The 21,690-nt window shown below is 63.1% G+C and carries 31 protein-coding genes; 14 read left to right on the top strand and 17 right to left on the bottom strand.

The annotated features are described in order from the left end of the window. From ACE3QM_RS21000 to ACE3QM_RS20955, 10 genes are all read left to right on the top strand, one after another. Positions 1-292, top strand: a 292-nt coding sequence (locus tag ACE3QM_RS21000; protein WP_374424605.1) for a hypothetical protein, incomplete at its 5' end; no start/stop codon positions are given. Continuing rightward, positions 289-795 (top strand): hypothetical protein, encoded by a 507-nt coding sequence (locus ACE3QM_RS20995; protein WP_374424603.1) that lies wholly within the window; start codon positions 289-291, stop codon positions 793-795. The genes ACE3QM_RS21000 and ACE3QM_RS20995, both read left to right, overlap by 4 nt. Continuing rightward, positions 788-1,021 (top strand): hypothetical protein, encoded by a 234-nt coding sequence (locus ACE3QM_RS20990; RefSeq protein ID WP_374424601.1) that lies wholly within the window; start codon positions 788-790, stop codon positions 1,019-1,021. The genes ACE3QM_RS20995 and ACE3QM_RS20990 overlap by 8 nt, the downstream gene beginning before the upstream one ends. Further along, complete coding sequence (locus tag ACE3QM_RS20985; RefSeq protein WP_374424599.1) at positions 1,018-1,416, top strand: hypothetical protein; 399 nt, start codon at positions 1,018-1,020, stop codon at positions 1,414-1,416. The genes ACE3QM_RS20990 and ACE3QM_RS20985 overlap by 4 nt, the downstream gene beginning before the upstream one ends. Beyond that, positions 1,413-1,817, top strand: a complete 405-nt coding sequence (locus ACE3QM_RS20980; protein ID WP_374424597.1) for a hypothetical protein — start codon at positions 1,413-1,415, stop codon at positions 1,815-1,817. The genes ACE3QM_RS20985 and ACE3QM_RS20980 overlap by 4 nt, the downstream gene beginning before the upstream one ends. Further along, the gene (locus ACE3QM_RS20975) at positions 1,817-2,131 is read left to right on the top strand and encodes a hypothetical protein (protein WP_374424595.1); all 315 of its coding nucleotides are present in this window, start codon (positions 1,817-1,819) and stop codon (positions 2,129-2,131) included. The genes ACE3QM_RS20980 and ACE3QM_RS20975 overlap by 1 nt, the downstream gene beginning before the upstream one ends. Next, positions 2,121-2,444 carry a hypothetical protein gene (locus tag ACE3QM_RS20970; RefSeq protein WP_374424593.1) on the top strand — a complete coding sequence of 108 codons (324 nt, stop codon included), beginning with the start codon at positions 2,121-2,123 and terminating at the stop codon, positions 2,442-2,444. Before ACE3QM_RS20975 ends, ACE3QM_RS20970 begins: the two co-directional genes overlap by 11 nt. After that, positions 2,441-2,644, top strand: coding sequence for a hypothetical protein (locus ACE3QM_RS20965; protein WP_374424591.1), 204 nt, complete (start codon positions 2,441-2,443; stop codon positions 2,642-2,644). The genes ACE3QM_RS20970 and ACE3QM_RS20965 overlap by 4 nt, the downstream gene beginning before the upstream one ends. 15 nt (positions 2,645-2,659) lie before the next feature. Then, positions 2,660-3,274: an ead/Ea22-like family protein gene (locus tag ACE3QM_RS20960; RefSeq protein ID WP_374424589.1), complete on the top strand. Its 615-nt coding sequence runs from the start codon at positions 2,660-2,662 to the stop codon at positions 3,272-3,274. Between the two features lie 231 nt (positions 3,275-3,505). Then, the gene (locus ACE3QM_RS20955; protein WP_374424587.1) at positions 3,506-3,808 is read left to right on the top strand and encodes a hypothetical protein; all 303 of its coding nucleotides are present in this window, start codon (positions 3,506-3,508) and stop codon (positions 3,806-3,808) included. Here ACE3QM_RS20955 and ACE3QM_RS20950 read toward each other — a convergent pair. Beyond that, positions 3,805-4,821 (bottom strand): tyrosine-type recombinase/integrase, encoded by a 1,017-nt coding sequence (locus ACE3QM_RS20950; RefSeq protein WP_374424585.1) that lies wholly within the window; start codon positions 4,819-4,821, stop codon positions 3,805-3,807. The genes ACE3QM_RS20955 and ACE3QM_RS20950 overlap by 4 nt on opposite strands. Positions 4,822-5,313: 492 nt before the next feature. Between ACE3QM_RS20950 and ACE3QM_RS20945 the strand changes: the two genes are divergently transcribed. Continuing rightward, complete coding sequence (locus tag ACE3QM_RS20945; RefSeq protein WP_374424583.1) at positions 5,314-6,063, top strand: class I SAM-dependent methyltransferase; 750 nt, start codon at positions 5,314-5,316, stop codon at positions 6,061-6,063. 53 nt (positions 6,064-6,116) lie between these two features. Here the strand turns inward: ACE3QM_RS20945 and ACE3QM_RS20940 are convergent, their stop codons facing one another. The 3 genes from ACE3QM_RS20940 to tadA are packed head-to-tail and all read right to left on the bottom strand — an operon-like array spanning position 6,117 to position 7,916. Next, positions 6,117-6,530 (bottom strand): DUF2721 domain-containing protein, encoded by a 414-nt coding sequence (locus ACE3QM_RS20940; protein ID WP_048411173.1) that lies wholly within the window; start codon positions 6,528-6,530, stop codon positions 6,117-6,119. After that, on the bottom strand, positions 6,530-7,189 hold the full coding sequence (locus tag ACE3QM_RS20935) for a L,D-transpeptidase family protein (RefSeq protein ID WP_374424580.1): 660 nt from the start codon (positions 7,187-7,189) through the stop codon (positions 6,530-6,532). The genes ACE3QM_RS20940 and ACE3QM_RS20935 overlap by 1 nt, the downstream gene beginning before the upstream one ends. A 4-nt stretch (positions 7,190-7,193) precedes the next feature. Then, positions 7,194-7,916, bottom strand: a complete 723-nt coding sequence (gene tadA, locus ACE3QM_RS20930) for a tRNA adenosine(34) deaminase TadA (protein WP_374424578.1) — start codon at positions 7,914-7,916, stop codon at positions 7,194-7,196. A gap of 121 nt (positions 7,917-8,037) precedes the next feature. Between tadA and ACE3QM_RS20925 the strand changes: the two genes are divergently transcribed. Next, positions 8,038-9,018 (top strand): hypothetical protein, encoded by a 981-nt coding sequence (locus ACE3QM_RS20925; RefSeq protein ID WP_374424576.1) that lies wholly within the window; start codon positions 8,038-8,040, stop codon positions 9,016-9,018. Here the strand turns inward: ACE3QM_RS20925 and ACE3QM_RS20920 are convergent, their stop codons facing one another. The 10 genes from ACE3QM_RS20920 to smpB all read right to left on the bottom strand — a co-directional run bounded on the left by ACE3QM_RS20920 (position 9,019) and on the right by smpB (position 17,615). Continuing rightward, the gene (locus ACE3QM_RS20920; protein ID WP_231463871.1) at positions 9,019-9,300 is read right to left on the bottom strand and encodes a hypothetical protein; all 282 of its coding nucleotides are present in this window, start codon (positions 9,298-9,300) and stop codon (positions 9,019-9,021) included. Next, complete coding sequence (locus ACE3QM_RS20915; RefSeq protein WP_374424574.1) at positions 9,297-9,686, bottom strand: phage holin family protein; 390 nt, start codon at positions 9,684-9,686, stop codon at positions 9,297-9,299. The genes ACE3QM_RS20920 and ACE3QM_RS20915 overlap by 4 nt, the downstream gene beginning before the upstream one ends. Positions 9,687-9,689: 3 nt before the next feature. Continuing rightward, the gene (locus ACE3QM_RS20910; protein ID WP_019103538.1) at positions 9,690-10,007 is read right to left on the bottom strand and encodes a YqjD family protein; all 318 of its coding nucleotides are present in this window, start codon (positions 10,005-10,007) and stop codon (positions 9,690-9,692) included. Positions 10,008-10,144: 137 nt separating this feature from the next. Next, positions 10,145-11,455: an MFS transporter gene (locus ACE3QM_RS20905; RefSeq protein WP_048411168.1), complete on the bottom strand. Its 1,311-nt coding sequence runs from the start codon at positions 11,453-11,455 to the stop codon at positions 10,145-10,147. Between the two features lie 221 nt (positions 11,456-11,676). Then, positions 11,677-13,197: an MFS transporter gene (locus tag ACE3QM_RS20900; RefSeq protein WP_374424572.1), complete on the bottom strand. Its 1,521-nt coding sequence runs from the start codon at positions 13,195-13,197 to the stop codon at positions 11,677-11,679. Further along, positions 13,190-14,128: an NADP-dependent oxidoreductase gene (locus ACE3QM_RS20895; RefSeq protein WP_374424569.1), complete on the bottom strand. Its 939-nt coding sequence runs from the start codon at positions 14,126-14,128 to the stop codon at positions 13,190-13,192. Before ACE3QM_RS20895 ends, ACE3QM_RS20900 begins: the two co-directional genes overlap by 8 nt. Then, on the bottom strand, positions 14,125-14,961 hold the full coding sequence (locus ACE3QM_RS20890) for a TetR/AcrR family transcriptional regulator (protein ID WP_374424567.1): 837 nt from the start codon (positions 14,959-14,961) through the stop codon (positions 14,125-14,127). Before ACE3QM_RS20890 ends, ACE3QM_RS20895 begins: the two co-directional genes overlap by 4 nt. Before the next feature lie 172 nt (positions 14,962-15,133). Beyond that, positions 15,134-16,717 (bottom strand): glutamine-hydrolyzing GMP synthase, encoded by a 1,584-nt coding sequence (gene guaA / locus ACE3QM_RS20885; protein ID WP_231463875.1) that lies wholly within the window; start codon positions 16,715-16,717, stop codon positions 15,134-15,136. A gap of 86 nt (positions 16,718-16,803) precedes the next feature. Next, complete coding sequence (locus ACE3QM_RS20880; RefSeq protein ID WP_374424565.1) at positions 16,804-17,160, bottom strand: hypothetical protein; 357 nt, start codon at positions 17,158-17,160, stop codon at positions 16,804-16,806. After that, entirely contained in the window at positions 17,160-17,615 is a 456-nt protein-coding gene (smpB, locus tag ACE3QM_RS20875) for an SsrA-binding protein SmpB (RefSeq protein ID WP_048410513.1), read from the bottom strand. Before smpB ends, ACE3QM_RS20880 begins: the two co-directional genes overlap by 1 nt. Positions 17,616-17,824: 209 nt before the next feature. Between smpB and ACE3QM_RS20870 the strand changes: the two genes are divergently transcribed. Both ACE3QM_RS20870 and ACE3QM_RS20865 read left to right on the top strand, forming a co-directional pair. Next, the gene (locus ACE3QM_RS20870; protein ID WP_048410514.1) at positions 17,825-18,262 is read left to right on the top strand and encodes a type II toxin-antitoxin system RatA family toxin; all 438 of its coding nucleotides are present in this window, start codon (positions 17,825-17,827) and stop codon (positions 18,260-18,262) included. Further along, on the top strand, positions 18,255-18,563 hold the full coding sequence (locus tag ACE3QM_RS20865) for an RnfH family protein (RefSeq protein ID WP_231463873.1): 309 nt from the start codon (positions 18,255-18,257) through the stop codon (positions 18,561-18,563). Before ACE3QM_RS20870 ends, ACE3QM_RS20865 begins: the two co-directional genes overlap by 8 nt. A 36-nt stretch (positions 18,564-18,599) precedes the next feature. On the opposite strand, the gene ACE3QM_RS20860 is transcribed toward ACE3QM_RS20865, so the two are convergent. The 3 genes from ACE3QM_RS20860 to eno form a co-directional block, all read right to left on the bottom strand. Then, positions 18,600-20,399 carry a GGDEF domain-containing protein gene (locus ACE3QM_RS20860; protein WP_231463856.1) on the bottom strand — a complete coding sequence of 600 codons (1,800 nt, stop codon included), beginning with the start codon at positions 20,397-20,399 and terminating at the stop codon, positions 18,600-18,602. A gap of 81 nt (positions 20,400-20,480) precedes the next feature. Continuing rightward, positions 20,481-20,771 (bottom strand): cell division protein FtsB, encoded by a 291-nt coding sequence (ftsB, locus tag ACE3QM_RS20855; protein WP_019103546.1) that lies wholly within the window; start codon positions 20,769-20,771, stop codon positions 20,481-20,483. A gap of 3 nt (positions 20,772-20,774) precedes the next feature. Next, a partial coding sequence (gene eno / locus ACE3QM_RS20850) for a phosphopyruvate hydratase (RefSeq protein ID WP_374424562.1) occupies positions 20,775-21,690 on the bottom strand: 916 nt, incomplete at its 5' end.

Raw genomic sequence — 21,690 nt, 5'->3', positions numbered from 1 at the left:
ACCGAACCTGATCGACGCGGCGCGCGCTGTTGTCGCGGCAGACCGCGCCGGCGAGCTGACGGACGAGCACATCCAGGCGCTGGAGGCTGCGGCCAATGCTGAGGCGGCGCCGCCCAGCGCGCCGGTAACGGAGGAGTGCCAGAAGGCGATCCGGCGGGTGTACGTGTCGCTGAACAGCCCCATTGTCGCCGGCCGCATATACGCCAAGTACAACCGCAAGGTTATCGAAGCCGCGCTGGAAGTGCTCGTGCAAGTTCACGATCAGCTGGCAGGCAAGGAGACGCCCAAATGACTGAACTGGAAAAGCAGCTGCTCGATGTAGCGCGCTCGATACTGGCAGACGACATGCTGCCGCTTCTGCCGGCCGAGTATGTGGCCAAGGTTCGCTCTGCCATCGCAACCGCCGAGGCCGCAGCCACCAGCGCCCAGCCGGCGCCCAACTATCCGGCCGTTCCGGATGGTTGGCCGGATGAGTCGTGGCTGATCAACACCATTCTGAAGTTTCGCATCGGCGAAACGCCCCACGGCATCGAAACGGCACAGCGTTGCGCCAGGTTGATCTCACGTCGATATAGCGCCGCCATGCTCGCCGCCGCGCAGCCGGCAACCGTCAAGGATTCCTTGATAGTTCAGCAAGCGCCGGCCATCGACACAGCTCAAATCGTCGAGCAGATCGCACAGCAGTGGGACGAATGCGAGTACGAGGCCTCCGGCGGCAACATCGACATCGGCGCAGCAATCCGCGCGGCCGGCGCGCGCTTGGCGGCCGAGGCGACAGGGGGAAGCCATGAGTAATCAATCTCTCGCTGACGTCCTCGTGGCCGCCATAGCCGATATAAAGCAGGTTGAAGCGGCATCAGACGATCCGATGCGCTTCGCAGTCCGGTATATGAAGCAGCAAGCCGAGACAATCCTGTTTGAAGCGGCCAGCCAGGCAACGGCCCTGGCGCTGACTGCAAAGATGATTCAGGAGGATCACGCCAAAGCAGTCGACGAAGTCCGGAAGGGTGGTGCTGCATGATCGCCAATATGAACCCGCGCCAGTTCAAGAAGCTGTGCGCGAAAGCCCACGCGCTGGTGATCAAGATCCACCCGCTCTATGCCCGCCGGTCGTGGGCCCCGTCCGAGCACGACATGACCGACCGCACCTGGCACGCGGCCGGGGTACTCAAGGGAACGAAGGGCTTCGGCGGGTTTAATTCCGACCCGGAGGGCTCTGAATGGTGGGACAAGTCGGCGTGGGCCACTCTGCAGGATGTCGCAGACTGGCATTACGTCGAATGGGTGGACCCAGACCCCAATGACGAAATGGCCAGCGCCCAGCCGGTGCCGAACGCAGATCTACAGCCCAGGTGCTGGCGCGATTACCTGGTGCTGGGCGAGCTGATGCTGCTGGAGAAAGGTGGCGAGGCATGAACGAATACCTCATTGCCCACATCGGCCACACTATCAGAGATCATGAGCACATCACATGGTGGAGGCCAGACAGCAGAGGCTACACCATCTGCACCCACAAAGCCGGCGCTTACACCGAGCAAGAAGCGCGAAGCATTTGCACGCCGTCCGGTGGAACGTGCATTGCAGTCCCGAAGGATGTCGCGGCAACAATGGCGCTGACCACTCCTTACTTTCGGCGCTCTAATGGCACGCTGCAGAAGCTGTACGACGGCGACCAGCATGCCCCGGTTCCCAACAGCCGCGAAGCATGGCGTGAGCTGGGCATCGCAAAGCTGGACACCGGGCGGATGGAAAAACCAACACCGATGCCGCCCAGCAAGGCGCGGGCAATCTACCTGCCGCATGAAAGGGGCGCGTGATGGCCTGCGAGCACTGCACCGGACTTGAGGGCGACGTCTGCTATCCGCAGTACGGCCACGCCCCGCACGTCCACACCAGGGGCGGCACCGTCTTCGTTGGCGAGCCGCCGGCCAACTTCATCCCGGACCCGGACGCGCCGGGCCTGGGCACCTACTACTGTCCGAGCTGCAAAGAAGGCATGCTGGTTGATCTGGACGCTCAGCAGCTCATGGCAGAACTTGGGTCGGCAAGCGAAACAATCGACGCCTGGCCGGCGTGGAAGCAGGCGCTAGTGGCCAGCCGAAGCGGAGAGGATGGAAACAATGGACGCTGAACTGAAGAGGCTGCTTGAACTGTCGGCCAAGGCCATGGAAATCGACGGTCTGACGTGGATTCGTAGCGGCCAGTGCTTCTACTACGACGACCCTGAAACCGGTCGCGAAGAGTGGAAGCCCGACAACTGCGACGGCCAGAGCCGGCGATTGCAGGTAAAGCTGCAGATCGACACCCAGCACGGGGACAAGGAGATCAAGGCCTGCAACGGTTACTACTGCTGCGCCGTGGTCAAGATTGGAGACGATGCGGCAGCGGCCATGCGGCGCGCAGTGCTCGAAGTGGCCGCCCAAGTGGGGGAGGTGCTGGCATGAACCCAGTTATCTTGCAGCCGGCAGTCATGGTCAATGGCGTGCAGTGGAAGCTGTTTGGCGTCGAGTTCGGGACTGCTGACGGTAAGTTCGTCACCTGGATTTATGCCGTTGACCACGGGCACGCCGCGCTGATCCTGGACGAGATGAAGGCTTCGGCGAAAGTTTTAGGCGAATTCGGCGGCGCGATTAACGCGGGCTGACGAGAAAGGATAGCAATGATCACCAAGGAACAACTGGCAGAGCTGACCAGCCTGGCGCGCGCGGCGACGCCCGGGCCGTGGGCAAACCAGACCAGCAACGGATGGCGGCGCGTGGGCACAGCCGCCGCAAGCCGCGGGCGCATAGATGGTGACGTCGTGGCCAACGGCGCGGCCTCGCCGGCGAACATGGCTTACATCGCAGCAGCAAACCCAGCCATGGTCCTGGCGCTTCTCGACCGCATCGCCGAGCTGGAGCGCGAGCGCGACCACTGGATGGCCAACCACGATAACCAAGTGCAGCGCGCCCGCATCCTGATTGAGCGACCTGACATGCCGTTAGAGCGCGTCAAGGCATACGAGCGTTACGCCGAACTTGAGCGAGATTCGGCAAGGCTAGATTACATGATCGAAAACGGGCTGTTTGTGGAGGCATTCATCATGCCCGATCTACCAAAGATGCCGCCGCTGTGTTGGCTGGTCAATTTTAAAACCGGCCCAATCGTCAAGAAGCAATTCGAAGACCCGCGCGCGGCCATCGACGCCGCGATGCAGCCACCGCGCTGCACCTGCCCATCGGGTGACGGCTCGCTTCGCTGGCCGTGCCCGCGGCATCCTCCGGGGGCGAAGTGACAACCGCGCTGCCGGCGCCACCCATCTACCGCTACATCCAGCGTCAAGCCGGCGCGGTGATCTACCTTGGCCCGGAGCGGCCTGAGCCAACGCAGGGGACGAGCTGCACACGTAGCGAGTGGCTGCCGGACAAAACGGCGGAGTGGGGCGGCCGGTGGGCCGATCCGGAGATTGTGTTTTGAGGGCTGCCAGAGGGCGGCCCTTCATCATTTATATAGACAAGGAATTGCTATGGAAAACGAAGTATTGCAGCGCCTAGAACAGCGCATCGACGCACTGGTGATCTCGCTCGAAAAGGGCAACGCTCCTGCCATTTGGTCTGCGGACGATATCGCCGAGTGGCTGGACCTGTCCGTATTCACGATCAAGCAGTCTGTCGTCGCGCGCCCCGGGTTCCCTAATGCGATTCTGGCCACCGGAGCAAAGAGCGGGCAAAAGCGTTGGTTCGCGGATGAGGTTATTGAATGGGTCCGGAAAAACCGTGGCACCCTGCCGGCGGCTCGCCCAGCCGGCCGCCGACGCAAGTCGGCTTAGTCCAGGCGCGCAGCAATATCAGATGCGTGCTCGTTGTAGTAGATCATCAGGCTGCGAATATCACGGTGCCCGATCATGCGGGCCAGGTCGAGCACGTCGAGCTTACGGGCAAGGCGCGACACCGCTTCATGCCGGGTATCGTGAAAACGCACCGTCTCCAGCGCCGGGCATCCTACCTTGGCCTTATCGCGGTACTTCCGAAACAGCGCGTCCAGTATCGCGCTCGTCAGGCCGAACACCGGCTCCTCCGTCTTCTTCCCTTCCTCCGGCATTAGCAGCCCAAGAATCTGGGCTGCATCAGTCGAGAGCGGCACGTTTCGAGCGTCGCCGTTCTTGGTCTCTACCAGCCGCACATACCGTCTTTCCAAGAAAACCCGATCCGCCGTCAGTCCTACTATCTCGCCGGCGCGCATGCCGGTCTCTATAGCAAACAGCATGGCCATGGCCACGCGCTGTATTTTATTCTCAGGTTTTTCCCATCGGACGTATCCCATGGTGTCGACAAGAGCGTCGACCATCTCATCGGTGACGCGCTGCTCCCGCGGCGGCGGCTCCTGCGGCCGGCGGACGCCGTGCATTGGATTGACCGAACACCACTTCCATTCCCTTCTGCACTCCTCAAACACGGCCGACAGCAAGTTCATCTCTCGATTGACGGTACTGGGCGAGACTTCCTTCAAGCGCGAATCGCGCCACTCTCCAATCCTATCGCTTGTTATACGGTCCACCAGAACGCCGATAAAATCCAGTTCCTGGATGAACTTGTCGAGGCGGATCTTCTCCCACCTGGCGCCGCCTTTGCTCGGTGTTACCTCGTCGCGATACTTCTCCATTGCGTCGGCAAGCGTGCGCGTCATCTTGACGGCATGGATTTTGCCGCCCAATATCTCCGCTTCTAGCTGAGTTGCCCAGGCCACTGCCTGCGCCTTGGTGTCGAAAGTGGCAGACCGCCGCACGCCGCGCTTGGTTACCTCCGCGCGCCATGCATCCCCCCGTTTTCTATATGTGGCCATCGTGGCGTAAACCTTGGCGTAATTGTTAGCTAGAATTTACGCCAATAAGCAAGATTACGCCACGGATCAAGATGGGGTTGGGCAGGTTGATAAGCCCAAAGGCTAAGGATTTATTCGGTTTAATCGGGTTTGCAATGTTTTGCAATATATCGGTTCGTGGCCTCTTACCGGCACCACCCTCTCCTGGCAAAGTCAAAAAGCCCGCTAAAGCGGGCTTTTTGCATGGTGTCTTAATTCTTATTCCAGATATTTTCCATTCCCGCTTGCCTCGCATCCTCCACTGTCTTCGCATTCACTAGCGTTCGCGGACTGGTTACCGCTCTCTTGATATGATATAAGCATTTTCTGGCGGCCGTATTGCGCACGGACGCTAACGGACGGCTTGAGAATACGGGCCGGCTGAAATATATTGTGAACGTCTGTTATGACGAATGGACATGGCAGTGCCGACTGTCATCTAATTGAAAGCTACAGCAATTGTAGAGAGCGAATATGCTATCCAATTCCGTCGCCACTTTCAGCCTGTATTCCGACCTGTACGCCCGGTTTCGGCCGGCCTATCCCGAAGCGCTGTATCAGTGGCTGCTGCCCTTGTGCGCCGCGCATGAGCGGGCGTGGGATTGCGCAACCGGCAATGGTCAAACGGCGGTGCGATTGGGAGACGGTTTCGCGCGCGTGGACGCCACCGATATCAGCTCGGCGCAATTAGGCCAGGCCGAAGCGCATAATCAAGTGTATTACCGCGAATGCCCGGCCGAGGTCACGCCATTCGACGATGCGAGCTTCGATCTGATCACCGTGTCGCAAGCGCTGCACTGGTTCCATTTTCCGTCGTTCTGGCCGGAGGTGGCCCGGGTGCTCAAGCCCGGGGGCGTTTTCGCCGCCTGGGGCTATCATCTGTATCGGGTGTCGCCGGAGGTGGATCGGGCCGCGGCGATTCTGACTTCCATCGTCGAGCCGTTCTGGTCCAGTCGCTGCCAAATCCTGTGGGACGGCTATACGACCGCCGGCTGTCCCTTGCCGCTACTGGACACGCCGGAATTGGCGATAGACTGCGATTGGACGTTGGAGCAGTTCCTGGGCTTTCTCAACACCCTGTCCGCCAGCAAATTGTGCAAGCAGACCTTGGGCGAGCATGTGCTGGACGACGCATCCGGCCGCATCGCCCGCGCCTGGGGCGATAGCGGACTGGCGCGCCGCGTCAGCATGCCGTTGAGCCTGCTGGTGGCGCAGCGCCCCTAGCATTAGGGCTCTTTCACGGCATCGCTGACGCGCAGCGGACATTGAATCGGCTGTTAGCGCCGCTTGTCGTATTCCGCCTGTAGATCGGACAGCAGGATGTTGAGCGCGTCCGAAGAGCGCAGCAGTTCGATCAGCGAAACCGCCAGCGAGCAGATCATGCACAGCAGGCTGATGCCGAAGGTCAGCTCTCCCCAGGCTTGCCAGCCGGTATAAACCTGAAACATCGCCACCGTGCACAGAAACAGGCTGGCGATGCCCAAGCACTGCATCCATTTGATCAGGGTGATGCGGGTGCGCAGATTGCCGATCTGGCGCAGGATCTTGGGGTCCTGGCTATCGCGGTATTCCTCGTACAGATTGCGGATGATGCTGGCAAGGCCGAGAAAGCGGTTGGTATAGGCCAGCAGCAGCAGGGAAATGGCGGGAAACAACAGCGCGGGCGTGGTCAGGTTCAGTGCGGAGTGCATCAGGCGTTCTCATCAATCAGGACATCAATGCCATTGTCGGTGGCGTCAAACAATTCGATCACGTCCGGATTCTTCATCCGCACGCAGCCGAGGGAGCTGGGGCTGCCCCAGGGCACGTGTTCCCCGGCGCCATGGATATAAATGGCTCGATTATAACTGTCAACCTCGCCGCCTTGGTTCTTGCCCGGCTCTTCGCCGCACAGCCACAGGATGCGGGTGAGGATCCAGTCCTTGTTCGGATACTGGGCATGCAGTTCCGGCGTGTATTTCCAGGGGGTGACCTTGCGGCGAAAAATAATGGTGTCGGCTTCCACGCCGGCGCCGATGCGCTCGCAAACCCGGTGCCAGCCGCGCGGCGTTTGATAGCTGCCGCTGAGTTCGCCCACGCCCTTGCGGGCGGTGGACACGATGTATTCACGCTGCAGGCGGCCCCAGCCGTCGTAAAGCTTCAAGGTCTGGCTCTTCACGCCCACCAGAATCCATGGCGCGCCGTAGCGGTGCGCATTGGGGTGCGTCTCCAGCAAGGGCGCGGCCGCTTGCTGCCCGGCGGCGAAGGCGGCCACGGCGATGGGGTCAACCTGCGGCAGGACCTGGTCGTCGTCGGCGGCAGCGCCGGCTGCGGCGCTCAACAAGCATAGCGCGAGTAAAAGGCGCGGCATGGCATCAGCCTTTCTGGCGGCGTTGTTGGAAGAAAGCCGTCAAGGGTTGCGCGCAGTCGTCCGCCATCCTGCCGCCGAATACCGCGGCGTGATGGTTGAGCCGACTATTGGCGAACGCGTCCAACACGCTGCCCGCCGCGCCGGTCTTGGCGTCGGCCGCGCCATAGATCACCCGGGCGATGCGGGCATGCATGATGGCGCCGCTGCACATCAGGCAGGGCTCCAGCGTGACGTACAGATCGCAGCCGTCCAGGCGGTAATTGCCCAATGTGGCGGCGGCGTCGCGCAAGGCCAGGATTTCGGCGTGGGCGCTGGGGTCGCGTCGGCTTATAGGTTGATTGTAGCCGCGACCTATGATTTCACCGTTGCGAACCACGACGGCGCCCACGGGGATTTCATCCGCCGCCGCGGCCAACGCGGCCAGGTCCAGCGCCTGGGCCAGATAGCGGGCGATATCGGCGTCCGGCGGCGGAGCGATGACCGGGGGGTGTTCCGCCAGTTCTTGCAGCAGCCGTGCCTTGTCATCGGCGCTGAGCTGGTTCCAGTGTATGCCGCGGCAGGCGGCCTCCAGCGCGAACAACAGCTTGCGGGTGGCGGTGTGGCCGCGGCTTTTCAATTGCAGGAAGGCGAGCACGACGCCGCGTCGACGCAGGCCGTCGGCGTCCGTCACGCCGATATCCTGCAGCCAGCCGATGGCGGCGGGGGGGAGCGGAGGAGAAGCTAGCATCACGTCGGGGGTTCTGCGCAAAAAAGAGTGGGAGCGGGCATATCTTGCATGATGTCGATTTTAGCGTAAAGAAAGGCCGATTATGGCCGATAAATACGGATACCCATAAGAAATACCTTATATGTCCGTGATCAAGCCCTTCTCGCCAAATTATGCCGCCGAGTTGTACCGGCGGCCCTCCTCCGCGTCGGCCAGTTCCGCCGCCACGGATCCTAGCCAGGCCGCGGTGGCAGCCGTCGCCAGCGCCAAGCCCAAGGCGGATGACAGCCTGCAGGCCAAGCAAGCCTTGCAGTCCTCGCTGCAGCAAACCCTGGGCAATTATATGCGGCAGTTGAAGGTGGCGTTGAAACCGCTGCCCAAGCGTTCGCCCGAAGTGGACGATATGCAGAAGACGCTGCTGAAGAAGAAGGTGGACATGCTGCTGCAGATGGTGCAGATGGCGGGGCGCGACAAGGCCAGCCTGAAAGCGCTGGCGGCGGAGCTGGCGCGCGCGGTCAAAGAGCTGAAGCAATTGGTGGCCAGCATGACCCAGAATGCCGCCGATTCCATGATGTCGGTGGGCATGGGCGGCGATGCGGCGGCTGCCGCGAGCGCTGCGGCGGCGGGTGACGCCGCGCCCGCTGCCAGTGACGGCGGCGGAGACGCCTCCGGCGCGGCCGCCCAAGCTCAGGCCCAGGCCGCCGCGGCCGAGGATGAGCCGCAGCAGGCCAAAGGCGGGGAAGAAGGAGCGCTTGCCGCCGCCGGCGCGCGTGGCGACGCGGCCGCCGCCAATGGCGACAAGAGTGCAGCTGCCGCGCGCGACGATGGCGCCACGCCGCGCACGGGCGGGGGTAATCCGTTGTCCGGCGGCAATCCGGTGGCTGGAGATCGAACGATCCAGGACATCGTGATGAAGCTGAAGCAGCTGCAAAATTGGCTCAAGCAGCAGACGCGACAGCTGCAGGCGGATCAGGAATTCAGGAAGATGATGAAGGAGATGGAGAAGGACATGGCCTCCATCGACAAGATGCTGGAGACGGGGGAAATCTCGGAGAACGGAGAAATGGACGTCCAGGTCCACGTCGATGCGGACGCCGGCGCGAATGTGAACGTCCAGGCCTGATCAGCTTTTGCGCCAGAACCGGCGGCCCAACTGCCACAGAGCCCATAGCCGCGCGCCGGTTCCCAGCCAGGATTGCAGTCGCCCGCCCGGCGGCAGCAGGCTGCCCAGCATGGCCAGCACCTTGCCGATGCCGCGCTGCCGTCCCCAGGCCTTCAGGCCTTCGCCCGCGGCGCCGAGGGGGTGGCGGCGCAGACTGTCCAATTCCAGACGCAGCTTGACTCTGAGCGCCTCGCCCTTCATCACCAGCAGCTGTTTCTTGATGGCGCGGTCTTGCGGGCTCACGGTGCGTCTCCTCCGCCCAGGGCCGCCCAGTCCTTGCGGACTTCGTCCAGCGTGACGGAGAAGGCGGCGGGCTGGTCGCGCAGGCGTTGGCGCAGGCGAAAACCCAGCAGCGCGCCGGCGCCGCAGAACAGCAGCGCGCAGGCGCCCAGCGCCCAGGCGCGCAGGGCCGGCGGGGTCAGAGTCCAGATCAGCAACAAACCCGCCATCAGGCCGACGGCGATCAGTATCAGGGCCAGCATGCCGGTGAACAGGCTGGCGATGATCTCGTCCTTGAGCTCCTGGGCTTCAAGCGTCAGCAATTCCGCCCGGGTCAGCAGCAAAGAAGCCACGCCGCCGGCGAAGGAGCGCAGGCTGCCGGGGCGGGCTTGAGCTTGGCGTTGCGGCATGCCTTAGCGGCGGGAGACCAGCATGCCCAGCAGGAAGGCGACGCCGGCGGCGATGCCGATGGACTTCCACGGATTTTCATGCACGTATTGATCGGTCGCCTTGGCTGCAACCTTGGCCTTGCCGACGACCACTTGCTCGGCGTCCAGCAGCTTGGCCTTGGCCACTTTCAGCTTTTCGCTGACGCGCTGGCGGATTTCCTTGCTCTTCTGGCTGCCGTCATCCAGCGAAGCGTCGATCAGTTCCTCGGTGCTGACCAGAACCTGGCGCACGTCATCCAGTAATTGCTCTTTTTCCTTGGCGATTGCAGCGGCATTGGACATAAAGACCTCCTGGCTTAAATGATGGAAAATCCGCGGCGCGATGTGGGCCCGCGGTGCAGCAAACATGCTGGCTGCTGTTGAACCTAACAGGCCGCGCCGTTGACGTCAAACGCTGATCAAGACAGGTGCGAGCCAGGTCAAACCCGGCCGTAGGCGGCGTTTTCCCAAGCCGGGGCTTTCGGCGCGCGGAAGCGGCTGGCGGTGAACAGGCCTACGCCGCCCATGGCCAAGCCAAGCCAGACCGAGACCCAGGGGCTCCACGGCGTGGCGGCGATCAGCAGCAGGGGCGCGGCGCTGGCCCATAGCGAATAGGCGATATTGTAGGTGATGGCGATGCCGGAAACGCGGATATCGGCGGGAAACAGGCTGATCATCGCCGAAGGCACCACGCCGACGATGCCGCAGCACAGGCCGGTCAGCGCGTAGGCCAGACCGGGCCAGCGCCAGCCGCCTATCAGGCTGGCGTAGAGCAGGCCGACGCCCAGCGGCAGCAGCAGGCTGTACAGGGCCAGGCTGCGCACCGGGCCGATGCGGTCGGTGACGCGGCCGGCGATCACGCAGCCCAGGTTCAGGAACACGATGCCCAGGCTGCCTAGCGCGAACGCTTGCTTGGCCGGCCAGGCGAAATGCTGTTGCAGCAGGGTGGGCGTGACCACGACCGGAATGATGACGGCGGTGGTCAGCACGCAGGTCAACGCCGCCGCGGGCAGCAAGGTGCGCCTATGCACGCGTAGCACCTCGAGCAGCGGATAGGCGCGCTCCGCGCGCTGAGCGCGCATGGTGACGAACACCGGGGTTTCATTCAGCCAGCGGCGCAGCCAGACGCCGAACAGCCCCAAGGGCCCGCCAAGCAGGAAGGGCAAACGCCAGGCGTAGTCCTGCATTTGCTGGGGACTGAAGGTTTCGGCCAGCAAGGTGGCGGTCAGCGCGCCCAGCAGATAGCCCATGGTCAGGCCGGCCTGCAGCAGGCCCAGCGCGTAGCCGCGATGGCGCGCCGGCGCGTGTTCGGCGACAAAGGTCCAGGCGCTGGGCACTTCGCCGCCCACCGCGGCGCCCTGCAGCAGGCGCAGGCACAAGAGCAGCAGCGGCGCCAGGTAGCCGATCTGGGCATAAGTGGGCAGCAGGCCGATCAGCAGACAGGGGCCGGCCATCATCAGCATGCTGAGGCTGAACATGCGCTTGCGGCCGAGACGGTCGGCGAAGTGCGCCATCAGCACGCCGCCCAGCGGCCGCGCGAGGTAGCCGGTGGCGAAGATGCCGAAGGTTTGCAGCAGGCGCAGCCATTCCGGCATCTGCGGAGGGAAGAACAACTGGCTCAGCGTGGCGGCGAAAAAGGCGAAGATGATGAAATCGTAGATTTCGAGCGCGCCGCCCAATGCGGCCAGTCCGAGCGTGCGGTAGTCGGAACGGGACAAAGCGGTGGCGGCGGGCGTGATCATGGCGGTCATGGAACGATGGGCTCGGGATGGTGCGGGTGCTGGCTGCGAGGCTTAATGCGCGCCGGCGGCGGCGCGGCCTTGGGTTTCTTCCGCCTGATTAAGGCGATGCGAATATGGTGGTATGGCAAACATGCGGCCAGTTTAGCGCGTGTCGGCTGCGGTGGCGATAGTCTGTTGCATCTTGATGGCATAAAAAGCCTTGGCCATGGCCGGGCGCGCCCCGTCTCAGCTCATGCCAGGGGACGAGGCGCAATGGGGCCGCTGCGGAACAGTAGGGCGGCCAGGATGCCGCCGCAGAGGAAAGCGCCGCATGCGGCCCCAAAAACGAGATGGTTTCCCGCGAGCGTGGCATCGATGATGCTTGCCGGGCGGGATGCGCTCGCGGCATGCCGCGCGGTGTGGGCGGCGATGGCGGTCGAGGACAGCGAATTGAATACGGCGATTCCGATCGCTCCGCCGATCTGCTGAGCCGCGCTCACCAGCGCGGAAGCGGCGCCCGCGTCCTGATGCTGGACGCCGCTGGTCGCGGCATTCTGCACCGGGCTGATGATCATTCCGAAGCCCAGGCCGCTCACCAGCAGCGGCGGCAGAATGTGCGCGGCATAGCTGGAGTTTGCGTCGGTGGCGGTGAACATGGCCATGCCGACAGCTGCCAGCCCGCACCCGGCGGATACCAGCCAGCGCGGGCCCATCCGCGGGAACAGCGCCGCGCCGGAGACGATGGAACTGACGACCACTGCGCCTATCATGGGCAGGAAGGCCGCGCCGCTCAGAATGGGGCCGAACTTCAGGATGTCTTGCAGGTAGTAACTTAGAAACAGGAAGACAGCGAACATGCCCATGCCGGTGACGCCCAGCGTCAGATAGGCGCCGCCGCGGGTTCGATCGAGAACAATGCGCAGCGGCAACATCGGCTGCTCGGCGTGATGTTCGATGAGCACGAAAGCAATCATCAGCCCCAGCCCGGCGAGGAGCGGGCCGAGGGTGCCCAAGCCGCTCCACCCATTGGCGGCGGCGTTGCCGAGACCGGATACGATGCCAAGCAAGCCAAGCGTCGCGGCGATGGCGCCAGACAGGTCCAGCGGCATGCGCTGCGGGCTATCGTCGCGGGGCAGGAGGGCCAGCGCGCCCAGCAGCGCGACCGCGCCGAAAATCAGGTTGATGTAGAGGCTCCAGCGCCATGACAGCGCCTCGGTTAGCACGCCGCCCAGCAGCAGGCCCAGTACGCCGCCTACGCCGGAAATAGCGCCGAAAACAGCGAAAGCGCGACCACGTTCCTCCGCCTGGTCCGAGAAAATCACGGACAGCAGGGACAGGGCCGCCGGCGCGAGCAGCGCCGCGCAAGCGCCCTGGCCGATACGGGCCAGGAGCAGCGCGTTGAAGCTGGCGGCAGCGGCGCCCATCGCTGAGGCGAGCAGCAGGCCGATCACGCCGATCAGGAACATCCGCCTGCGCCCGAAGAGGTCGGAGAGCCGGCCTCCCAGAAGCAAGAGGCTTCCGAACGCGAGGGTGTAGCCGGTGACTATCCATTGCCTATCGGCGCTGGAAAATCCCAGGTCATGCTGCGCGGACGGCAAAGCGATGTTGACGATGGTGTTGTCCAACACGTCCATCAATTGCGCCAGGCTCAACACACCGAGCGCCAGCCATCGACCGGAGGCGTCCGGCCTCCGCTGCGCTGCGTGCCCGTGTGGTTCCGTGCTGACAGACGCCAATCGGCAGCATGGGTCCGGCGGCAGTTTGTCATTCATCTTGCGCGTGCCTATTTGGGGCGACGGGAGGGTGGATGAGCAGAACCAGCTTGCCGGTGGCGCGGCCAGCCTCGCCCACGCAGTGCGCGGCGGCGGCGCGGGAGAGCGGGAAGGTCTGTACGGCGGGCGGTGTGAAGCGCCCCGCGGCGATCCGCGCGCCGATCTGCGAGAGCGCGTAGAGCGCGCGGCCATCGTCTCCTCGGCTGAAACGCACGCCATGCTGCGCGGCGCCGTCTACGTCGGCGACGGTCACAATATGTTGTGGGCTTCCTGTCAGGCCGATGAGCTCAGGCAGGATGCCGTTGCCGGCGACATCAAGCGCCAAATCGATTCCGGCCGGCGCCAAAGCCCGGATACGCCCCATCATGCCTGCGCCGTATGCAACGGCTTCGGCGCCCATCGCATGCAGCAAGATGTGTTTGGCTGGGCTGGCGCTGCCTATCACACGCGCTCCGCGCGCTGCGGCGAGTTGCACGGCGGCGGCACCGATATTCCCGGACGCTCCGTTGATCAGCAGCGTGTCGCCTGCGGCGACACCGAGTTGATCCAGCGCGCGGGCGGCGGTTTCTATCGCGGCAGGCAAGGCGGCCGCCTCAGCGAACTCAAGCGTGGCGGGGATGGGGGCGTAGTGGGTGAGCACCGCCAATTCGGCTTGAGCCGCGCCATCCAGGCAGAAGCCGAACACGCGATCGCCAAGCGCCACGTCGCTGACACCGGCGCCGAGCTCGTCGACGATCCCGGCTGCCTCGTAGCCCAGCGTCTGAGGGAGCTGTTGATCCATCAATCCCTGGCGCTTTTTCCAGTCGCTGGCGTTCACGCCGGCGGCGCGCACGGCGATCCTGAGCTGGCCGGGACCGGGATGCGGCTCGGCCAGCTCGACGATCTCCAGCACCTCGGGGCCGCCAAATGCGCTGAAACGCAGTGCCTTCATGGTTTTCCAGGCCCAGCGGCTAGCTCCTGGCCTGGTTGCGGCGAGTTCAGAGCCAGTCCGCGCAGCAGCAGGTCCAAGGTGAAGTCGAAGCGTTCGTGTCCATTTCCGGCGACGATTTCCCGCAAGTGGGCGACCGTGTGCGGGAAATGACTTGCGGGCAGCATCCGTAGCCGCGCGGCGATCCCGTCCCGGTCGCAGGGCTGGCCATCGACCCCCTGGCTGTCAGCTTGGCGTAGCGATCTTTCCAGGCTGTAGGCGCCGACATACAAGATCGCGGCGTCTATCGCCCATGCGGCCGGCTGAGCCGCCACCCCGCCGGCCAGCAGAATCGCGAGCAGTCCTTCATTGATCCGCAATGCGTGCAGATTGCGCGGCGCGCCGGAGAAGGTGGCCTGCGAGATGCCGGGGTTGGCGAGGTATAGATCGCGCAGCTGCGCACAGATCGCCTTGAATTGCATCATCCATGCGTCGGGACTTGGCGTTGGCAGTTCCACGCGCGCGCATAGCTCGCCGATCAACAGATCGTCCAATTCCGCTTTATCGCGCACATGCGCGTACAACGATGCGGGGCCGGTCTCCAGCGCGCTGGCGACTCTGCGCATCGTCAAGGCATCGAAACCTTCGGCGGCCACCAGCGCCAATGCGGCTTGCACGATACGCTGCGGTGTGATCGGGGGCTTGCGGCGGCGGCTTGTCGTGTCGTCGCCGTCCAGGGCGGCCAGCTGCGCCGCCCAAGCGTCCAGGGGTTCCGTCTGATGGGGTTTTTTCTTGGCCATGGGCGCATCATACAACGAACGTTGTTCGTATGTAAAACAGTGTTCGTTTTTGCGCATGCTGTGTGGCTCAGCGATCCAGGGAGATCGGCGCTTGCGCATTGATGGCAGGGGTTGGACGCACGGGGTGGGGCGAGAACGATGGGGAGGCAATAAGAAATGCCACTGACGCTGTGAAAACAATCGTCAGTGGCATTGGGGATGCTTGATTAAATCAAGCGCTTGGCAGGGCTCACTCCCACTCGATCGTGGCCGGCGGTTTGCCGGACACGTCGTACACCACGCGGTTGATGCCCTTGACTTCGTTGATGATGCGGTTGGATGCGCGGCCCAGCAGGCTGTACGGCAGCTCCGCCCAGTGCGCGGTCATGAAGTCGCTGGTGACCACGGCGCGCAGCGCGACAACGTAGTCGTAAGTGCGGCCGTCGCCCATCACGCCCACCGATTTCACCGGCAGGAACACGGCGAAGGCCTGGCTGGTCAGTTCGTACCAGTTCTTGCCGGTTTTCTCATCCACGGTGTTGCGCAGTTCTTCGATGAAGATGGCGTCGGCCTGGCGCAGCAGATCGGCGTATTCTTTCTTCACTTCACCGAGGATGCGCACGCCCAGACCCGGGCCCGGGAAGGGGTGGCGGTACACCATGTCATGCGGCAGGCCGAGCGCGACGCCCAGCTGGCGCACTTCGTCCTTGAACAGCTCGCGCAGCGGTTCCAGCAGCTTGAGGTTCATGTCTTCCGGCAGGCCGCCCACATTGTGGTGGCTCTTGATGGTGTGGGCCTTCTTGGTCTTGGCGCCGGCGGATTCGATCACGTCCGGGTAGATGGTGCCCTGGGCCAGCCATTTGGCGTTGCTGAGCTTGCCGGATTCGCGGTCGAACACCTCGATGAATTCCGCGCCGATGATCTTGCGCTTCTTCTCCGGATCGCTCTCGCCGGCGAGCTTGCTCATGAAGTCGGCTTCCGCCTGCACGTGCACCACTTTCACGCCCAGGTTCTGCGCGAACATTTCCATCACCATCTTGCCTTCGTTCAGGCGCAGCAGGCCGTGATCTACGAAGACGCAAGTCAGTTGCGGGCCGATGGCGCGGTGGATCAGCGCGGCGGCCACCGAGGAGTCCACGCCGCCGGACAGGCCGAGGATGACTTCTTCGTCGCCCACTTGCTCGCGGATTTTCTTTACCGCTTCGTCGATGTAGTTGGGCATGGTCCAACTAGGCTTGCAGCCGGCCACGTGCAGCACGAAGCGGTGGATCATTTCGGTGCCGCGCTTGGTGTGGGTCACTTCCGGATGGAACTGCACGCCGTAGAGGCCGCGGCTCTCGTCGGCCATCGCCGCGATCGGGCAGGACGGGGTCTCGGCGATCACGTTGAAGCCCGGCGGTAGGCCGGTGACTTTGTCGCCGTGGCTCATCCAGACGTCGAGGAAGCCGTTGCCGGCGTCGTCCACCTGATCCTGCAGGCCTTCCAGCAGTTTGGAGTGGTGACGGGCCTTGATCTGGGCGTAGCCGAACTCGCGCTTGTCGCCGGCTTCCACTTTGCCGCCGAAGGTCTGGGCCATGAACTGCATGCCGTAGCAGATGCCCAGCACCGGAACGCCGAGCTCGAACAGCGCCGGATCGGCCTGGTAGTCGGATTCGTATACCGAGTTGGGGCCACCGGAAAGAATGATGGCCTTGGGCGCGAACGCGCGGATCTCGTCCAGCGGCATGTCAAAAGAATGAAGCTCACAGTAGACGTGAGCTTCGCGTACGCGGCGGGCAATCAGCTGGGTGACCTGAGAGCCGAAATCGAGAATGAGGATTTTGTCCATGCCTATCCTTCAGGAGATGTTGTCAGCCGTGTGGCCATGACGATTGAGATGTTGTGACGGGCGGCGAGCCGTGCGGCGGTGCGCGCCCGAATTCATTGTTCGATGTCCCGCGGCGGCAGCCGGCTGTGGCGGCGGCTGCGCTCCGGAATCTGCTCGCTGCGCGCCAGCAGCATCAGCAGGCCGGCGATGATCATGCCGAACGACAGCAGATGGCTTGGACGCAGGCCGGAATTGTCGTACAGATAGATGGCGGCGCCGGCGTAGATCAGCAGCGGGCTGGTAATCAAGGTGGGCTTGTTGAAGCCGTCGACGATGAACAGCAGAACGCCGGCGGCGGCCAGCAGCAGCGCGAGCAGGGTGGAGGTATTGGGCAGCAGCGAGGTGCTCTTCAGGAACCAGACCGATCCCAGGCAGATCAGCACGATGGGCAGGGCGGCGCTGCGGTTCATCAGGCGGCTCCGCGCTGGTTCTTCATGAAGCGCTGCTTCTCGCGCTGCCATTCGCGGTCCTTCTCGGTGTCGCGCTTGTCGTGCAGCTTCTTGCCCTTGGCCAGCCCCACTTCCGCCTTGACATTGCCGCGGGTGTAGTGCAGGTCCAGCGCCATCATGGTGTAGCCGGCGCGTTCAACCTTGCCGATGAAGCGATTGATCTGCTCTTGCGACAGCAGCAGCTTGCGCGGGCGCACCGGGTCGGCCTTGACGTGGGTGGAGGCGGATTGCAGTGGCGTGATATGGCAGCCGATCAGCCAGAACGCGCCGTTTTTCCAGTCCACGTAGCTTTCCTTCAGCTGGACGCGGCCGGCGCGTATGGCCTTGACTTCCCAACCTTCCAGCACGAGCCCGGCTTCGAGCTTTTCCTCGATGAAGTAGTCGTGGAAGGCTTTGCGGTTCTGGATGATGCTCATGTCGGCTATCGGAGTATCTTTGGGGTGAATCCTCCATTGTACCAGAAGCCGGCCGCTTGCCAAAGCCATGAAAATACAGCGCTTTGGCGCGTGCGGGCGGACGCGGGCGGGTGGGCCGCGCCGGATTTTGCTAAACTTGCGATTTTACCGGTGCCGACGATTTCCCCCGCCGCGGCGCGGGATGGGCGCAGACGATAAGCGAGCGATGGATGCAGGTGGTTGAGAAAAGCGTGCTGGTGGCGCACACGCCGGCGCAGATGTTTGCGCTGGTTGACGATATTGAACATTACAGCCGGTTCCTGCCCTGGTGCGGCAAGACCGAAGTGCTGTCACGGGAGGGCGACCAGGTGGTGGCCAGCCTGCACATCGATTACCTGAAGGTGAAGCAGCATTTCACCACCCGCAACACCAATCAGCCGGGTGAGTCCATTCTGATGGAACTGGTGGACGGTCCGTTCGAGCAGCTGGAAGGGCGCTGGCACTTCAAGCCCCTGGGCGAGATCGGCTGCAAGGTGGAGTTTCGCCTCAGCTATCAGTTTTCCAGCAAGATACTGGAAATGGTCATCGGGCCGGTGTTCGGTCATATTTCCGGCACCCTGGTGGATGCCTTCATCAAGGAGGCCGACAAGGTTTATGGCGATGACTGAGACGGTGCAGGTGGAGGTGGCGCTGGCCTTGCCCGAGCGTCAGGAACTGGTGGTCTTGCAGGTGGCGGCGGGGACGACCGCGCGTCAGGCGGTGGAGCTGTCCGGCTTGCTGGCGCGCTGCCCGCAATTGGAGCCGGATAGCCTGAAGCTGGGCATCTTCGGCAAGGCGGTCAAGGATGATGCGGCGCTGCGCGAGCATGATAGGGTGGAAATCTACCGGCCCTTGATCGCCGACCCCAAGACGGTGCGGCGCGAGCGCGCCGAGGCCGGCAAGAGGATGAAAAAAGGCGGCGGTAACTAGCCGCCGCCGAGAGGAAGTCGAAGCGTCGCTCAGGGCTTATAACTGCGGCGCCATCAGCGACGGCGGTTGTTCCTCCGCGGAGTGCACCCGGTTCTTGCCGTTGAGCTTGGCCTGGTACATCGCTTGGTCGGCGCGTTCCAGCACATCGGCTTCTTGCTCGCCCAGATGCCATTTGGCGACACCGGCGCTGAAGGTGATCAGCAAGCGATCGTTGTTGGCCAGGAAAAAGGTCTTGGTCAGTTCACGCTGCAGCCGCTGCACGGTGGAGACGGCCTCGTCTTCCGGGGTGTCCGGCATCAGGATCACGAATTCCTCGCCGCCGAAACGAGCGACGATGTCGGCTGGACGCAGGCTGTGCTTGATGGTGTCCACCAGGTATTTCAAGGCGTCGTCGCCGGCCAGGTGGCCGTATTTGTCGTTCAGCTGCTTGAAGTTGTCGACATCCAGCAGCGCCAGGCTCAGCGGCGCGCCGGTGCGTTCGGCGCGGCTGATTTCGCGCTGGAAGTGCTCGGCCAGACCGCGGCGGTTGAAAGCGCCGGTCAACTGGTCTTCGCGCACTTTGGCGCTGGCGGCTTCCAGCGCGCCCTCCAGTTCGGCGATCCTCTGCTCGGCGGCTTCGACTTGTTCCTTGGCGGACAGCAGTTCGTCGCGGGAGCGGGTCAGGTCCAGCTGCATCAGCGAGGTGTCTTCCATCAGCAGGCCGATGATGCTGCCCAGTTCTTCCACATTCTGCGATTGCTTGATGCGGTCGCTGTGATCCTTGATCTTGTTCTGGAAGTCGTCGGTGCTGTCGGTCATCATCGCCAGCCGCGAGATGAAGCGGTCCAGCAGCGAGCGCAAGGAACTGGCGGCCTCGTCCAGCGAGGTTTTCAGCTGGCCTTGCTTGCGGATCACGTCCTTGAGGCTGGACTCCATCTGGTAGACCTGCTGCATGGACAAGGGCTCATGGCTGAGGATGTCCTGCAGAGTGTTCACTTGTCCTACCAGATAGGTGTCCGATTGATTGAGTTCGGCGATGTTTTCCAGCAGCAGGCGCAGCAGATTGGTCATCGCCGATACCAGGCGGTTGTCCTGTTGCGACTGCAGTTCCAGCTTGATCATGAAGGCGCGCAGCTTGGGCATGTAAGCGTTGAGCGTGGCGTCGTCGGCAACCTGGTTCAGTTCATTCAGCAGCGTTTCCAGCGCGTCCACCAGCTCTGGGTAGCTGGTCAGTCGCGGCTCCAGGCCGTGCTTGAGGGCGAAGGCCAGCGTGCGCTGCCAGGCCAGCCAGCTGTCGCCCAGATTTTCCTCATTGTCTCCGCTTGCGGTCGGCGCGGCGGCTTCGGCCGCGGTGTTGGCGGGGCCACCGGGCGGGGCGGACTGGGTCCAGTTCTGGATCAGCGTGGCCAGCTTCTGGTTCAATTCGTCGGGCTGATTGCCGTAGTTGATCAGCACCCGCTCCAGCGTGGATTGCTTGTGGTGCTGCGGCATATTGGGCAGCCGCAAATCCCAGTTGCGGATCAGGTTCTGGATCAGGGTGCCCCAGCTGTGCTGCTGCTGGTTGGTGTTGAGGGTGGAGCGCAGGAAGTCGATGATCAGCTGCGGCGCTTGTTCCCAGCGGTTTTCATCGAATACCTGTTTGAGACGGGTCAGCGTGACTTTGGCCTGCACGCTGTCCTGAGGTAGGGTTTCCAGCGCGCGCAACAGCAGCACGGCGAGCTTGTTGTCGCGGTCGACTGGTGTTTGGGTCAGCTCATGATAGACCCGCTCGAAGTTTTCCGGCGTAGGCAACAGCTTGCGCACTGTCAGCTGTTTGAGCGTTTCACGTGCGACTTCGATGGGGTTTTGTGTTGTCATTGCCCAAACCTTGGACTTTTTTAGACCGGACGTCATTCTTGTTGTCTGTTCAGCTCTACTCGTGCGGGTCCGGGCTGATGTTTAGCGTGGCGTTGGCTTCACCGGATCCAGCAATTGGAAAAATACTTCACCATTCCGAATCATGCCAAGTTCATTGCGGGCCCTCTCCTCGATGGCATCGGTCCCCTGTTTTAAGTCGCGCACTTCCGCGTCCAGCGCGGCGTTGCGGGCCACCAGCTTTTGCGTGGTCGCCCGCTGTTCCTGTAGTTGCTTGTCCAGCTGCCAGACTCTGAGCCAGCTTCCTTTGCCAAACCACAACGGCCATTGAAGGGCCAGTATTACTGTCACCAGAGTCAGGGTCAGCCAGCGCATAGTTTACTTCAGGTGGTAAAAGGCGGCTTTGCCCGGGTAGTAGGCGGCGTCGCCCAGCTCTTCCTCGATGCGCAGCAGCTGATTGTATTTCGCCATGCGGTCGGAACGGGACAGCGAGCCGGTCTTGATCTGCATGCAGTTGGTGGCAACGGCCAGATCCGCGATGGTGCTGTCTTCTGTTTCGCCGGAGCGATGGCTCATAACGCTGGTATAGCGGGAACGCTTGGCGAGATCAACCGCTTTCAGCGTTTCCGACAAGGTGCCGATCTGGTTGACCTTGACCAGCAGCGAGTTGGCCAGGCCGCCTTCGATGCCCTTGGCCAGGATCTTGGGGTTGGTCACGAACAGATCGTCGCCGACGATCTGCACGCGGGAGCCCAGGCGTTCAGTCAGCAGTTTCCAGCCGTCCCAGTCGTGCTCGCTCATGCCGTCCTCGATCGAGAGGATGGGGTAGTTGTTGACCAGGGTTTCCAGGTAGTCGGTGAACTGTTCGGAGCTCAGCTGCAGGCCTTCTGCGGTCAAGTGGTACTTGCCGTCCTTGTAGAACTCGGAGGAGGCGCAGTCCAGCGCCAGCATCACGTCCTGGCCGGCCACGTAGCCGGCGGCGTCAACGGCTTCCAGGATCAGCTTGATCGCGTCTTCATGGCTGCTCAGATTGGGCGCGAAGCCGCCTTCGTCGCCGACGGTGGTGGCATAGCCTTTCTGGTCGCAGATCTTCTTCAGGCTGTGGAAGATTTCCGCGCCGCAGCGCAGTGCTTCGCGGAAGGTTTGCGCGCCCACCGGCATGATCATGAACTCCTGGATGTCCAGGGTGTTGTTGGCGTGAGCGCCGCCGTTGATCACGTTCATCATCGGCACCGGCAGGGCCATCGGGCCAGCGCCGCCCAGGTAACGGTACAGCGGCAGGCCGGCGTCTTCG

The organism is Chromobacterium sp. (assembly GCF_041912965.1).
GTDB lineage: Bacteria > Pseudomonadota > Gammaproteobacteria > Burkholderiales > Chromobacteriaceae > Chromobacterium > Chromobacterium aquaticum.
Note: the sequence above shows the minus strand (reverse complement) of the source record. Positions and strands in the feature narration are given on the sequence as shown.

What these genes read in the sequence shown, in the direction of transcription:
- ACE3QM_RS20895 (WP_374424569.1), bottom strand. Translation starts at nt 14,128, where the DNA reads ATGAAGGCACTGCGTTTCAGCGCATTTGGCGGCCCCGAGGTGCTGGAG.
- ACE3QM_RS20980 (WP_374424597.1), top strand. Translation starts at nt 1,413, where the DNA reads ATGAACGAATACCTCATTGCCCACATCGGCCACACTATCAGAGATCAT.
- ACE3QM_RS20940 (WP_048411173.1), bottom strand. Translation starts at nt 6,530, where the DNA reads ATGCACTCCGCACTGAACCTGACCACGCCCGCGCTGTTGTTTCCCGCC.
- ACE3QM_RS20950 (WP_374424585.1), bottom strand. Translation starts at nt 4,821, where the DNA reads ATGGCCACATATAGAAAACGGGGGGATGCATGGCGCGCGGAGGTAACC.
- ACE3QM_RS20905 (WP_048411168.1), bottom strand. Translation starts at nt 11,455, where the DNA reads ATGACCGCCATGATCACGCCCGCCGCCACCGCTTTGTCCCGTTCCGAC.
- ACE3QM_RS20995 (WP_374424603.1), top strand. Translation starts at nt 289, where the DNA reads ATGACTGAACTGGAAAAGCAGCTGCTCGATGTAGCGCGCTCGATACTG.
- ACE3QM_RS20955 (WP_374424587.1), top strand. Translation starts at nt 3,506, where the DNA reads ATGGAAAACGAAGTATTGCAGCGCCTAGAACAGCGCATCGACGCACTG.
- ACE3QM_RS20960 (WP_374424589.1), top strand. Translation starts at nt 2,660, where the DNA reads ATGATCACCAAGGAACAACTGGCAGAGCTGACCAGCCTGGCGCGCGCG.
- ACE3QM_RS20860 (WP_231463856.1), bottom strand. Translation starts at nt 20,399, where the DNA reads ATGACAACACAAAACCCCATCGAAGTCGCACGTGAAACGCTCAAACAG.
- ACE3QM_RS20910 (WP_019103538.1), bottom strand. Translation starts at nt 10,007, where the DNA reads ATGTCCAATGCCGCTGCAATCGCCAAGGAAAAAGAGCAATTACTGGAT.
- ACE3QM_RS20965 (WP_374424591.1), top strand. Translation starts at nt 2,441, where the DNA reads ATGAACCCAGTTATCTTGCAGCCGGCAGTCATGGTCAATGGCGTGCAG.
- ACE3QM_RS20915 (WP_374424574.1), bottom strand. Translation starts at nt 9,686, where the DNA reads ATGCCGCAACGCCAAGCTCAAGCCCGCCCCGGCAGCCTGCGCTCCTTC.
- ACE3QM_RS20945 (WP_374424583.1), top strand. Translation starts at nt 5,314, where the DNA reads ATGCTATCCAATTCCGTCGCCACTTTCAGCCTGTATTCCGACCTGTAC.
- ACE3QM_RS20890 (WP_374424567.1), bottom strand. Translation starts at nt 14,961, where the DNA reads ATGCGCAAAAACGAACACTGTTTTACATACGAACAACGTTCGTTGTAT.
- ACE3QM_RS20900 (WP_374424572.1), bottom strand. Translation starts at nt 13,197, where the DNA reads ATGAATGACAAACTGCCGCCGGACCCATGCTGCCGATTGGCGTCTGTC.
- ACE3QM_RS20935 (WP_374424580.1), bottom strand. Translation starts at nt 7,189, where the DNA reads ATGCCGCGCCTTTTACTCGCGCTATGCTTGTTGAGCGCCGCAGCCGGC.
- ACE3QM_RS20990 (WP_374424601.1), top strand. Translation starts at nt 788, where the DNA reads ATGAGTAATCAATCTCTCGCTGACGTCCTCGTGGCCGCCATAGCCGAT.
- ACE3QM_RS20925 (WP_374424576.1), top strand. Translation starts at nt 8,038, where the DNA reads ATGTCCGTGATCAAGCCCTTCTCGCCAAATTATGCCGCCGAGTTGTAC.
- ACE3QM_RS20975 (WP_374424595.1), top strand. Translation starts at nt 1,817, where the DNA reads ATGGCCTGCGAGCACTGCACCGGACTTGAGGGCGACGTCTGCTATCCG.
- ACE3QM_RS20865 (WP_231463873.1), top strand. Translation starts at nt 18,255, where the DNA reads ATGACTGAGACGGTGCAGGTGGAGGTGGCGCTGGCCTTGCCCGAGCGT.
- ACE3QM_RS20880 (WP_374424565.1), bottom strand. Translation starts at nt 17,160, where the DNA reads ATGAACCGCAGCGCCGCCCTGCCCATCGTGCTGATCTGCCTGGGATCG.
- smpB (WP_048410513.1), bottom strand. Translation starts at nt 17,615, where the DNA reads ATGAGCATCATCCAGAACCGCAAAGCCTTCCACGACTACTTCATCGAG.
- ACE3QM_RS20985 (WP_374424599.1), top strand. Translation starts at nt 1,018, where the DNA reads ATGATCGCCAATATGAACCCGCGCCAGTTCAAGAAGCTGTGCGCGAAA.
- ACE3QM_RS20970 (WP_374424593.1), top strand. Translation starts at nt 2,121, where the DNA reads ATGGACGCTGAACTGAAGAGGCTGCTTGAACTGTCGGCCAAGGCCATG.
- ACE3QM_RS20870 (WP_048410514.1), top strand. Translation starts at nt 17,825, where the DNA reads ATGCAGGTGGTTGAGAAAAGCGTGCTGGTGGCGCACACGCCGGCGCAG.
- tadA (WP_374424578.1), bottom strand. Translation starts at nt 7,916, where the DNA reads ATGCTAGCTTCTCCTCCGCTCCCCCCCGCCGCCATCGGCTGGCTGCAG.
- ftsB (WP_019103546.1), bottom strand. Translation starts at nt 20,771, where the DNA reads ATGCGCTGGCTGACCCTGACTCTGGTGACAGTAATACTGGCCCTTCAA.